Below are 11,978 nucleotides of genomic sequence, written 5' to 3'. Positions count from 1 at the left end.
GGGCTGGGGCGGGCGTCGTCGCGAGCGGAGCCCCGAACCCGGGCGCCGGGGTCGAAGCACAGGTCGGCCGGGAGCTAGCGTCGGGCGAGGCTCAGGTGGGCAGCTCGGTGAGCGGTCTGCTTGAAGCGGGAGGTTCGCTTGCGAGCGGTGCGGGTGTCGCGGCGAGTGGTCCGGCGGATGCGGGAAGCGCGGTTGCAAGCGGCTCGGGCTCGGGTAGCTCGGTGAGCGGACCTGCTGACGGCGCGAGCCCGGATGCAGCTAATGCAAGCCCAGGCGCCGGCGTCGCGAACCTGATCTACCGACCACCGTCGTTGGTGGTGGGGGTGGGTGCCTCGCGTGGGGTGTCTGCCGAGGAAGTGCTGGATGCGGTGGATCGTGCGCTGGCCGGTGGTGGGCTGAGTCCGGCGTCGGTGGCGCGGTTGGCGTCGGTGGATGCCAAGGCTGATGAGGTCGGGATCCTCGAGGCGGCTCGGCGGCGTGGGTGGCAGGTCGTGTTCCACCCGGCTGAGGCGCTGGCCGAGATCGAAGTGCCGAACCCGAGCGAAGTGGTACGCGCCGAAGTCGGTACGGCCTCGGTCGCCGAGGCCGCCGCGCGCTACGACGGCCCGAATCGGCCGCTCGCCGAGCTGATCGTGCCGAAGACCAAGAGCGCTTCGGCGGACGAGGGCCCGGCTCCGATGGCCACCGCGGCCGTGGCCCGGCTGGCCCCCCGGGGCCGCCTAGCGCTCATCGGCCTCGGTCCCGGGGCGCGCGACCTGCTCCCGCCGCGTGCGGTGGCCGAGTTGCGCCGCGCCTCCGTTGTCATCGGGCTCGATCAGTACCTCGACCAGATCCGTGATCTGCTGCGGCCCGGTACCGAGGTGCGTGCGACGGGGCTCGGTAGTGAGGAGGCGCGGGCCCGGGATGCGGTCCGGACTGCGCGGGAGGGGCGTGCGGTGGCGCTCGTGGGGTCCGGCGACTCGGGCCTGTATGCCATGGCCAGTCCTGCGCTCGACCTCTTCGCAGACCTCGATGATGTGGATGTGGTGGGTGTGCCGGGCATCACCGCCTCGCTTGCCGCGTCCAACATTCTTGGGGCGCCGCTCGGTCACGACCACGCGGTCATCTCCCTGTCCGATCTGCACACGCCGTGGCCTGCCATCGAGCGCCGGGTCAAGGCGGCTGCTGAGGGGGACTTCGTCACCGTCTTCTACAACCCGCGCAGCAAGGGCCGGGACTGGCAGCTCGGCCATGCGCTCGGTGTTCTCAAGCAGCATCGGCCGCCGACGACGCCGGTGGGGTGTGTGCGGGACGCCTCGCGGCCGGGGGAGCGGGCGTGGATCAGCACCCTGAGTCAGTTCGATCCTTCCGATGTGGACATGTACACGATCGTCCTGGTCGGCAGCACCCACACGCGGGTGGCTGCGGGTCGGATGGTGACGCCGCGCGGCTACACCTGGAGTGCTGAATGAGTGCCGTGTCCGGACGTATGAAGCTGGAGGCCGCAGGATGAGTGCCCGTACCGTCCACCCCATCGAGGCGGAGTCCTACCGCATCCTGCGCACGCAGCTCGACACCAGCACGCTGCCCCCGTATACGAAGGCTGTCATCGAGCGTGTCATTCATGCCAGCGCCGACTTCGACTACGCCACCGACCTCGTCGCCGACGAAGCCGCGCTGGCCAGTGCCGCCGCCGCTCTCGAAGCCGGCGCCCCGATCGTGGCCGACGTCGAGATGGTCGCTGCCGGCATCACTCGCCGCGACGCCGTCTGCGCGATCCGGGATCCCGCCGCGCCGAAACGGGCGGCCGAGAACGGCATCACCCGCTCGGCGGCCGCGCTGCGCATCGCCGCCGAGCAGGCCGGGCCGGGTGCGGTCTACGTCATCGGCTGTGCGCCGACCGCCTTGTTCGAGCTGATCGCGATCGCCGAGCAGGCCCGCCCCGCGCTGGTCATCGGCCTGCCGGTGGGGTTCGTCGGGGCCGCCGAGTCGAAGGCGGCGCTGCGGGAGTCCGGGTTGCCGGCGGTGTCGAACGTCTCGGGCAAGGGCGGTTCGGCCGTCGCCGCCGCCGCACTCAATGCTTTGATTTACGCAGATCTGGTGAAAGAAGGAACCGCATCATGACCGCCCTGCTCATCGTCGGCCACGGCACCCGCGACGCCGAGGGGGCGCAGGACTTCCGCGCCTTCGTGCAGCGCGTCGCGCGCCGGGCGCCGCAGGCCGTGGCGGCGGTGGACGGCGGCTTCATCGAGCTGTCGGCGCCGGCGGTCGGCGAGGCGGTGACGCGGCTGGTCGAGGCCGGGCACCGGCGGGTGGCCGCGGTGCCGCTGGTCCTGGTCGCCGCCGGGCACGCCAAGGGCGACATCCCCGGTTCGCTGAACCGGGAGCGCCTGCGCCACCCGGGGCTGTCCTTCGCCTACGGCCGTCCCCTCGGCGTGCACCCGACCATCCTGTCGTTGCTCGAAGCACGCCTGAATACCGTTCTCCCGCACGAGGAACGCGCCGACGCCGCGGTTTTGCTCGTCGGCCGCGGCTCGACCGATCCCGATGCCAACGCCGAGGTCTACCGCGCCGCCCGCCTGCTGTGGGAGGGTCGGGGCATCGGCATGGTCGAGCCGGCCTTCGTGTCCCTGGCACATCCGTCGGTGGCCGAAGGCCTGGAACGCTGCCGGCGCCTGGGTGCCAAGCGGATCGTGGTGCTGCCCTACTTCCTGTTCCGCGGCGTGCTGCCGGACCGCATCGTCGAACAGGCCGCCGGCTATGACGTCGCTCCGGTCATCGGCGACTGCGACGAACTCGCCGACCTGGTCCTGGAACGCCACGCCGAAGCCGTCGCGGGCGACATCCGGATGAACTGCGACACCTGCGTCTACCGGATCGCGATGCCAGGGTTCGAAGATAAGGTGGGGGCCGGCCAGGAACCGCATCATCACCCTGATGAAGACGGCCACAGCCACCACGCCCACGCCCACTCGCATGGCTGAAGACCTGGGACACCACGGCGACGCGGAGCTGCGGGACGTGGGCATCCGCCACGATTTCGCGGTCAACGTCCGCGTCGCCGAACCTCCGCGCTGGCTCCGGGATCGCCTTGCCGCAGGGCTGGAGACGCTGGCCGCGTACCCCGATGCCCGCGCGGCCACCGAAGCCGTCGCCGAGCGTCATAGCCGCAGCCCGGACGAAGTGCTGCTCACATCGGGCGCCGCCGAAGCCTTCGTCCTGCTTGCCAGAGTCCTGCGACCCCGCCACGCGCTCGTCGTGCACCCGCAGTTCACCGAACCCGAAGCCGCCCTGAGGGCCGCCGGTCACCACGTCGACCGCCACCTCCTGACCGGTGACTTCACCCTGGACCCGGCCGCCGTCCCGGCCGAGGCCGACCTCGTGATGCTCGGCAATCCGACGAACCCGACCTCGGTCCTGCACCCGAAGAGCGCCGTCGCGAGCCTGCGCGGGCCGGGCCGCACCATCGTGGTCGACGAAGCCTTCATGGACGCGGTCCCCGGTGAGACCGAGACCCTCGCCGACCACCCCGACCTCACCGGTGTCGTGGTCATCAGAAGCCTGACCAAGACCTGGGGCCTGGCCGGGCTCCGGGTCGGCTACATCCTCGGCCCGGCACCGCTCATCAGTGCCCTGCGAAACGCGCAGCCGCTCTGGTCCGTCTCCTCGCTGGCCCTGATCGCCGCCCGGGCCGGCTGCGAGCCCTACGCCCTGGCCGAAGCCGAGGCCCTCGCCAAGCAGTGCGACCAGGACCGCGAGCACCTGCTGGCCCGCCTCGCCGAGCTCCCCGACGTCACCGTCCCGGCCCCGTCCCGCGCGCCGTTCGTACTGGTCAGGACGCCGAACGCGGCCGAGCTCCGGGCCCGGCTGCGGGCCGAGGGCATCGCCGTGCGCCGCGGCGACACCTTCCCCGGCCTGGGCCCGGACTGGCTGCGGGTGGCGGTGCGCGACCGTACCGCCACCGACCTGCTGGTCGACCGGTGGCAGCAACTCGCCGCGACGGTCCGGTGGGACGCGGGATAGGGTCGATGCCATGAGCAGCTACCTCGACGCCGCCGACCAGGCCGTGGAGCACGCGCTCGCGCTGGGGGCCCGCTACGCCGACGCCCGTGTCATGCACCGCCGCACCGAGTCGATGTCCGCCCGCAACGGTGCCGTGGAGGCGCTGGACCAGGGGGAGACGGTCGGCATCGGGGTGCGGGCGCTCGTGGGGTCCAGCTGGGGTTTCTTCGCGACGCCGCACCTGGACGCGTCCTCGGTCCGGGCAGCCGGCCGGCAGGCCGTGGAGATCGCCCGGGCCTCCTCGCGGGTGCCGGGCCCGGCCAGCATGATCCCGGCCGACCCCGAGGTCGGCAGCTGGGCCAGCGAGTGCGAGGTGGACCCGCTGGAAGTGCCGGTGTCGGACAAGGGCGACCTGCTGACCGCCGCCACCGCCGTGATGCGGGATCAGGGCGCTGACATCGCGACCGGCGTCTACCAGATCTGGGACACCCGCAAGTGGTTCGTCTCCTCCGAGGGCCACCGCATCGACCAGCACATCCGGGAGTGCGGCGGCGGCATCTCGGCCACCGCGGTCGGCGAGCGTGAGACCCAGGTGCGTTCCTACCCCTCGCGGCGCGGCCAGTACGGCACCCGCGGCTGGGAGCTGGTCACCGAGCTGGACCTGGCCGCGCACGCCGCCCGGATCGCGGACGAGGCGCAGGCGTTGCTGCGCGCGCCGCAGTGCCCGTCCGGCCAGACCACGCTCATCCTGGGCGGGGAGCAGTTGGCGTTGCAGATCCACGAGTCCGTCGGCCACGCCATCGAGCTGGACCGGATCCTGGGCTGGGAGGCGGCCTACGCCGGCACCTCGTGGCTGGACCTGGACCAGCTCGGTTCGCTGCGGTATGGCAGTGAGCTGATGAACATCGTCATCGACGCCACCTATCCCGGCGCCCTGGGCTCGTTCGGTTATGACGACGAGGGCACGAAGGCGGGCAAGCGGGACGCGGTCCGCAACGGCATCTGGACCGGAGTGCTCGCCGGCCGGGAGAGCGCGGCGGTCGCAGGGCTCGACTACGGCGGCAGCGTCCGCTCGATGGACTGGTCCCGGCTGCCGATCGTGCGCATGACCAACGTCGGCCTGGAACCCGGACCGCACACCCTGGACGAGATCATCGCCGCGACGGACGACGGGGTGTTCATGGACCTGAACCGGTCGTGGTCCATCGACGACAAGCGCCTGAACTTCCAGTTCGGCTGCGAGGTCGGCTATGAGGTGAAGAACGGCAAGCTCGGCCGGATGGTGAAGAACCCCACCTACACCGGCATCGGCCCGACGTTCTGGCAGAGCATGGACATGCTCTCCGACGAGATCGTCCCGTGGGGCACACCGAACTGCGGCAAGGGCCAGCCCGGTCAGGTCGGGCACACCGGGCACCCGGCGGCGCCGGCCCGGTTCCAGAACGTGCGAGTGGGGGTGCGGGGATGAGCCCGGACACCGGGGCGCGGACCGAGACCGCCGAGCGGGTGCTGGAGGCCGCGCGGACGGCCGTCGGCGGGTCGGCGGACGTGGACGTGACGGTCGAGCACGAGCACCTGGCACTGACCCGGTTCGCCAACTCCTACATCCACCAGAACGTCGCCAGCGACACCGACACGGTCACCTTGCGGATCCACGCCGACGGCCGCACCGCCGTGAACGCCACGACGGTCACCGACGATGCGGGCCTGGCGGCGCTGGTCGAGCGCACCGTCGCCGCGGTACGGCTCTCGCCCGCGGACCCGGGCTGGGCCGGGCTGTCCAGCCGCGCGCCGTTGCCGGTGGCCTCGGCCGAGCCGGACCTGGCGACCGGCGGCGCGGGGCCCGAGGCGCGGGCCGAGCAGGTGAAGGCGTACGTGGACGCGGTCGGCGATCTCACGGCGGCCGGCTTCTACCGGAACCGGCTCGTGGTCACCGCCTACACGAACTCCGAGGGCCAGGCCCTGCACGGGACGGTCGTCGAGGCCGCCATCGACGGCATCGCCAAGACCGCGAGTTCCGACGGCGCCTCGCGGCAGGCCTCGCGCCGGATGAGCGACCTGAACGGCGCCGCGCTCGGGGCCCGCGCGGCGGCGAAGGCGTTGGCGTCGCGGGACCCTGTCGAGATCGAGCCCGGCGAGTACGAGGTGGTGCTGGAGCCGACGGCGGTCAGCGACGTGCTGTGGGTCCTGGGCGGCTACGGCTTCAACGGGAAGTCGCTGACCGAGGGCACGTCGTTCGTGCGACTCGGGGAGCAGCAGTTCGACCCCTCGGTCAGCCTGGTGGACGATCCCCTTTCCGGCCCGGCCGCCGGCCCCCTGTTCGACTCCGAAGGCACCCCGCGCGACCGCCTGGAGCTGGTCCGGGACGGCGTCACGCGGGCGGTCGCGCACGACCGGCGCTCGGCGCGCGAAGCCGGCGTCACGAGCACCGGGCACGCCGGCGCCTCCAGCGCGGTGGAAGGCGCGGAGCCGATCAACGTGCGGCTGGAGCCGACGGTCGACCTGACCCCGACCGAGGTCGAGGGACCGGCGGCGGACTCCTCGGTGCAGGCCCTGGTCGCGCAGGTGCGGCGCGGACTGCTGGTGACAGACCACTGGTACACGCGCTGCCTGGACCCGCGGCGGCTGGTGATGACCGGGCTGACGCGTAACGGCGTCTGGCTGATCGAGAACGGCGAGATCACGCGGCCGGTGAAGAACCTGCGGTTCACGCAGTCCTACCCCGAGGCGCTGGCGCCGGGGCGGGTGCTGGGGATCGGGACGCACGCGCCGGCGTTCGCCTCGAAGTACGGCGCCTACTCGGCGATGGCTCCGGCGCTGCGCTTGGCCGGGTGGAACTTCACGGGTGGCGCGAGCGGCTGATTCAGCCGGTGGTCACCACGGCGATGATCCGAGCGCCGGCCGCGAACTTCCCGGCCGCGATCATCTCCGTGATGCCATAAAGCATCTTGGCGACATAGATCCGGTCCACCTCGAAGCCGTGCTCGGCCCCGAACCGCTCCGCGAAAGCGTCCAACTCCGCCGGCACCTTCGCATAGCCCCCGAAGTGGTAGTCGTCCTCGACGTGCCAGTTGTCGAAGACCTTCCCGTAGGTCTGCCGCTGCAGGTCGGCGACCTCGCCAGTCAGGAAGCCGCCCTTCAGCGCGGCGAACCCGATCGCCCGCTGCCCCCGGCCAAGCCCGGCCGCGATCCCCGCCAACGTCCCGCCGGTCCCGACCGGGCAGCAGATGACGTCGAAGGGCTCTGCGATCTCACCCGGCAACTCTGCGCATCCCCGTACCGCCGCCGGATTCGACCCGCCCTCCGGGATCAAGAAGAACTCCCCGAACGTGCGCTGCAAGAACTGCCGTACCTCGGCCGAGTCCTTCGCCCGATACCTTTGGCGGTCCATATAAGCGAGCTGCATCCCCTGCCCGACCGCGAACGCCAGCGACTCGTTCAGCGGCAGATGTTCCTCGCCGCGAATCACCCCGATCGTCGCGAACCCCTCAGCCCGACCGGCCGCCGCGACCGCGCGGATGTGGTTGGAGTACGCGCCGCCGAACGTCAGCAGCGCCGAAGCCCCGGCCGCACGCGCGGCGGCCAGGTTGTACTTCAGCTTGCGCGGCTTGTTGCTGTCGAAACGCAGAATGAGCTCCGTCATCGCAACCGGTGATCCAGCCCGGTGAACCGCTTCCCGGCCGACACGGTCCGGACCGCCTGTGCCAGCGCCCGCTTCGAGCCGACCAGCACCACCAGCTTCTTCGCCCGCGTCACGGCCGTGTACAGCAGGTTCCGTTGCAGCATCATCCACGCGCTCATCGTCACCGGCACCACGACCACCGGATACTCAGAGCCCTGCGACCGGTGCACCGTCATCGCGTAGGCGTGCTGCAACTCGTCCAGTTCGGCGAAGTCGTAGGGCACCTCCTCGTCCTCGTCGGTGCGCACCACCAGCGTCTGGTCCTCCAGCACCATCGACGTGATGACCCCGCCGGTCCCGTTGAAGACCCCGTTCGAGCCCTTGTCGTAGTTGTTGCGGATCTGCGTGACCTTGTCGCCGACCCGGAACGTGCGGCCGCCGAAGCGCTTCTCCGGCCGCGACGGCTGCGCCGGCGTCAGCGTCTCCTGCAACAGCCCGTTCAGCGTGCCGGCGCCGGCCGGGCCGCGGTGCATCGGCGTGAGGACCTGGATGTCGCGGCGCGGATCGAAGCCGAAGCGCTTGGGGATGCGCGTGGTCGCCAGCTCGACCGCCACCCGGGCGGCGTCCTCGGTCTCGTCCTCGACGAACAGGAAGAAATCGTTGAACCCCTCCAGCCGCAACGGTTTCCCCGAGTTGATCCGGTGCGCGTTCACCACCACACCGGACTGCTGCGCCTGCCGGAACACCTGTGTCAGCCGCACGCGTGGCACCCGCGGGGCGGCCAGCAAGTCCCGCAGCACCTCACCGGCCCCGACCGACGGCAACTGGTCCACGTCCCCGACCAGCAGCAGGTGCGAGCCGGGCGCGACCGCCTTGGCCAGCTTGTTCGCCAGCAGCACGTCCAGCATCGAGGCCTCGTCCACGACCACCAGATCGGCCTCCAGCGGCCGGTCCCGGTCGAATGCGGCGTCCCCGCCCGGCTTGAGCTCCAGCAGCCGGTGCACGGTCATCGCCTCGGCCCCGGTCAGCTCGGCCAGCCGCTTGGCCGCCTTGCCGGTCGGCGCGGCCAGCACCACCCGGGCGCGCTTGGCCCGGGCCAGCTCGACGATCGAGCGCACCGTGAACGACTTGCCGCAGCCCGGGCCGCCGGTCAGGACACTGACCTTCGAGGTCAGCGCCTGCCGTACCGCCTCGGTCTGCTCCGGTGCCAGATCGGCCCCGGTGCGCTCCTTGAGCCAGGTCAGCGCCTTGTCCCAGTCCACGGACGCGAACGAGCCCAGCCGGTCGTCCGGCGCCTCCAGCAGCCGCCGCAGCTGCGCGGCCAGCGATACCTCGGCGCGGTGGAACGGGACCAGGTAGACGGCGCGGATCGGCTCATCGGGGTCGTAGCCGTCCGGGTCGGGGATGTCCTCGGCCACCACGCCCTCGGCCTCGATCAGCTGGTCCAGACAGGCCGAGGCCAGCTCAAGGGGCACAGTGAGGATCTTGACCGACTCCTCCAGCAGCTTCTGGCGCGGCAGATAGCAGTTCCCGGCGTCAGAGCCCTGCGACAGCGCGTACTGGATCCCGGCCTTCACCCGTTCCGGCGAGTCGTGCGGGATCCCGACGGCGACCGCGATCGAGTCGGCGGTCTTGAAGCCGATGCCCCACACGTCCGAGGCGAGCTTGTAAGGCTCCTGTTTCACCACGTCGATGGCGGCGTCGCCGTACTCCTTGTAGATCCGCACCGAGATCGACGTGGTCACCCCGACCGACTGCAGGAAGACCATGACCTCCTTGATGGCCTTCTGCTCGATCCAGGCCGCCGCGATCAGCTTGGTCCGCTTCGGTCCCAGCGTCGGCACCTCGATCAGCCGCTGCGGGGCCTCCTCGATCACGGCCAGGGTCTGGACCCCGAAGTGGCCGACGATCTTCTCGGCGGTCTTCGGCCCGATGCCCTTGATGAGCCCGGAGCCGAGGTACTTCTGGATGCCCGCGACCGTCGCCGGCAGGACCGTGGTGTAGTTCTCGACGGTGAACTGCCGGCCGTACTGCGGATGCGAGCCCCACCGCCCGCGCATCCGCAGCGACTCCCCGGGCTGCGCCCCGAGCAGCGCTCCGACCACCGTGAGCAGGTCCCCGGCGCCGTGGCCGGTGTCCACGCGGGCGACGGTGTAGCCGGTCTCCTCATTGGCGAAGGTGATCCGCTCCAGGACGCCTTCGACGACGGCGAGCGAGGTGCCGTGCGGCTCGGTGGTCGGTGCGGCCAAGGCGGTGTTCTCCGGTGCTAGGCGACGGCTTGGGCGGTCCTGTCGACTTTAGCGGCGAGCACGGACGGATCGGAGGCGATTGGGCTTCGTCGCGGCCACACGATCGCCACCAGCCCGGCCAGTACCACCACGGAGCCGGCGATCTCCAGCGCGGTCATCCGCTCGCCGTTCGCGATCAGCGCCGCGAGGATCCCGATCGGCGGGACGCCGAGGGTGTAGGGGGCGACCGCCGAGGCCGGGTACTTGGTGAGCAGCACCACCCAGGCCCCCATGCCGACGAAGGTCGACATCAGCACCACGTACAGCAGGCCCAGCACCGGTCCGGTGTGCAGGTGGGCGAAAGCGTTCCCGATCCGGTGCGGCCCCTCGGTCGCCAGCGAGGTGAGGAACAGCGGGGGAGTGGCGTACACGCTGGCCCACACCATCAGCGCGAAACCGTTGGTGGCGCCGGCCTTGCGGTTGCAGATCGAGCCCAGGGCCCACGACGCGCCGGCGGTGATCACCAGCAGCAGCGACCACAGCGGCACGTTCCCGCCGCGTCCGGCGCCGATCACGCCGAGCCCGGCCATGGCCGCCACGATGCCCGCCACCTGCCGGATCCCGGTGCGCTCCTTCAGCAGCAGCGCCGCGGCCAGGACCGTGAACGGCGCGTTGCTCTGCAGGACCAGCGAGGCCAGGCCGTCCGGCATCCCGTGCGCCATGCCGGTGAAGAGCAGGACGTACTGGCCGTAGAACATGAACGCGCTGCTGCCGGCGATCCAGTACCAGCGCACTTCCTTGGGCCGGGGCACGAAGAACGCCGCCAGGCCGGTGAGCGCGAACCGCAGCGAGGCGAGCAGGATCGGCGGGAAGCCTTCGAGGGCGTGCCCGATGGCGATGAAGTTGACGCCCCAGATCAGGACGATCGCGACGGCCAGGGTGACGTGGCGGGGATTACGCATGACGAAAGTGTCCGGCTGGGCTATCGTTTAGCACCAGCGAATGATTTTTCGCGAAACCGTTAAGCTGAACTGAATGATCTGAATGATCTGAATGATCGAAGGTGGCGGGGATGCTCGATGTACGCCAACTGCGGACGCTGCGCGCGCTGGCCGATCACGGCACGGTCTCCGCAGCCGCCGAGGCCCTGTACCTGACCCCCTCGGCGGTGTCCCAGCAGCTGGCCGTCCTGAGCAAGAGTACCGGCTGCGAACTGCTGGAACGACGCGGCCGCAACGTGGTGCTGACCGAGGCGGCGCGGGTACTGGTGACCCACGCCGACGTGGTCTTCGCGCAATTGGAGCGGGCGCAGTCGGAGCTGCGGGCGATCTCCCCGGTGCCGATGACGGTGCGGATCGCGGGGTTCCCGACCGCGATCATGGCGGTCGTGGCACCGGCGATGCGGGTGCTCCGGGACGCGCATCCGGAGTGGGGTTTCGAGGTCGCCGACACCGAGAGCGAGGACTCGGTGGCGCACCTGATCGACGGTTCGGTAGACGTCGCGGTGGTGATGGCCGCGCCGAACCGGCCGCTGCTCGGGGATCCGCGGATCAAGATCCTGCCATTGCTGGAGGAGATCTATCACGCGGCGCTGCCGGCCGGGCACCGGCTGGCCGGGGCGGAGCACGTTTCGCTGACGGATCTGGTCCAGGAGCCGTTCGTGCTGGCCGCCGAGGGGCTTTCCTGCCACGACCAGGTGACGGCCATCTGTGCCGACGCCGGGTTCCAGCCGCGCGGGCGGTATCGGGCCACCGACTTCGGCGCGGTCCTGGCGCTGATCGCCAACGGGTTCGGCGTGACGCTGCTGCCCACGCTCGGCGTTCCGCTGCAGGTGCCCGAGGGCGTGGTGCTGCTGCCGCTGAAGGAGGACTGGCCGCGGCGGGTCAGTCTGATCGCGGTGCGCTCCGGGGCGGAGTACCCGGAGGTCATCGCGGCGCTCACCGCGGCCGCGGCTAAGCTGGTGCCATGATCGACTTGTCCGGCGGGACGGGTTCGCTGCTGGTCGCCGGGACTACGTCCGATGCCGGGAAGAGCCTTGTCACCGCTGGGATCTGCCGGTGGTTGGCCCGGCAGGGGGTTCGGGTGGCGCCGTTCAAGGCGCAGAACATGTCGAACAATTCGATGGTGGTCGGGGCCGGGACCGGGGC

Annotated in this window: 11 protein-coding genes; 8 read left to right on the top strand and 3 right to left on the bottom strand. The window is 71.1% G+C overall.

The window, feature by feature from the left end:
* The 6 genes from cobJ to KGQ19_RS43565 form a co-directional block, all read left to right on the top strand.
* Positions 1-1,451: precorrin-3B C(17)-methyltransferase (gene cobJ, locus KGQ19_RS43590; RefSeq protein ID WP_212020640.1), on the top strand; the 1,451-nt coding region annotated here is incomplete at its 5' end.
* A 37-nt stretch (positions 1,452-1,488) separates the two neighbouring features.
* The gene (locus KGQ19_RS43585; RefSeq protein ID WP_212020638.1) at positions 1,489-2,103 is read left to right on the top strand and encodes a precorrin-8X methylmutase; all 615 of its coding nucleotides are present in this window, start codon (positions 1,489-1,491) and stop codon (positions 2,101-2,103) included.
* Entirely contained in the window at positions 2,100-2,963 is an 864-nt protein-coding gene (locus KGQ19_RS43580; protein WP_212020636.1) for a sirohydrochlorin chelatase, read from the top strand. The genes KGQ19_RS43585 and KGQ19_RS43580 overlap by 4 nt, the downstream gene beginning before the upstream one ends.
* On the top strand, positions 2,917-4,002 hold the full coding sequence (cobC, locus tag KGQ19_RS43575; protein WP_212020634.1) for an Rv2231c family histidinol phosphate aminotransferase CobC: 1,086 nt from the start codon (positions 2,917-2,919) through the stop codon (positions 4,000-4,002). The genes KGQ19_RS43580 and cobC overlap by 47 nt, the downstream gene beginning before the upstream one ends.
* 10 nt (positions 4,003-4,012) lie before the next feature.
* Positions 4,013-5,449, top strand: coding sequence for a TldD/PmbA family protein (locus KGQ19_RS43570; protein WP_212020632.1), 1,437 nt, complete (start codon positions 4,013-4,015; stop codon positions 5,447-5,449).
* The gene (locus tag KGQ19_RS43565) at positions 5,446-6,843 is read left to right on the top strand and encodes a TldD/PmbA family protein (protein WP_212020630.1); all 1,398 of its coding nucleotides are present in this window, start codon (positions 5,446-5,448) and stop codon (positions 6,841-6,843) included. The genes KGQ19_RS43570 and KGQ19_RS43565 overlap by 4 nt, the downstream gene beginning before the upstream one ends.
* Position 6,844: 1 nt before the next feature.
* Here KGQ19_RS43565 and KGQ19_RS43560 read toward each other — a convergent pair whose 3' ends face one another.
* From KGQ19_RS43560 to KGQ19_RS43550, 3 genes are read right to left on the bottom strand one after another with little or no spacing between them, the layout of a single operon-like run.
* Entirely contained in the window at positions 6,845-7,624 is a 780-nt protein-coding gene (locus tag KGQ19_RS43560) for a 1-aminocyclopropane-1-carboxylate deaminase/D-cysteine desulfhydrase (protein ID WP_212020628.1), read from the bottom strand.
* On the bottom strand, positions 7,621-9,852 hold the full coding sequence (gene recD2, locus KGQ19_RS43555) for an SF1B family DNA helicase RecD2 (RefSeq protein ID WP_212020626.1): 2,232 nt from the start codon (positions 9,850-9,852) through the stop codon (positions 7,621-7,623). Before recD2 ends, KGQ19_RS43560 begins: the two co-directional genes overlap by 4 nt.
* 17 nt (positions 9,853-9,869) lie before the next feature.
* Complete coding sequence (locus KGQ19_RS43550) at positions 9,870-10,793, bottom strand: EamA family transporter (protein WP_212020624.1); 924 nt, start codon at positions 10,791-10,793, stop codon at positions 9,870-9,872.
* Between the two features lie 110 nt (positions 10,794-10,903).
* Between KGQ19_RS43550 and KGQ19_RS43545 the strand changes: the two genes are divergently transcribed.
* Together KGQ19_RS43545 and KGQ19_RS43540 are read left to right on the top strand one after the other, a co-directional pair.
* Positions 10,904-11,800 (top strand): LysR family transcriptional regulator, encoded by an 897-nt coding sequence (locus KGQ19_RS43545; RefSeq protein WP_212020623.1) that lies wholly within the window; start codon positions 10,904-10,906, stop codon positions 11,798-11,800.
* The coding region (locus tag KGQ19_RS43540) for a nucleotide-binding protein (RefSeq protein WP_498038952.1) at positions 11,797-11,978 on the top strand (182 nt) is incomplete at its 3' end. The genes KGQ19_RS43545 and KGQ19_RS43540, both read left to right, overlap by 4 nt.

This window comes from Catenulispora pinistramenti, assembly GCF_018274385.1.
GTDB classification, from domain to species: domain Bacteria; phylum Actinomycetota; class Actinomycetes; order Streptomycetales; family Catenulisporaceae; genus Catenulispora; species Catenulispora pinistramenti.
This window is presented reverse-complemented; position numbering and strand designations above follow the sequence as displayed.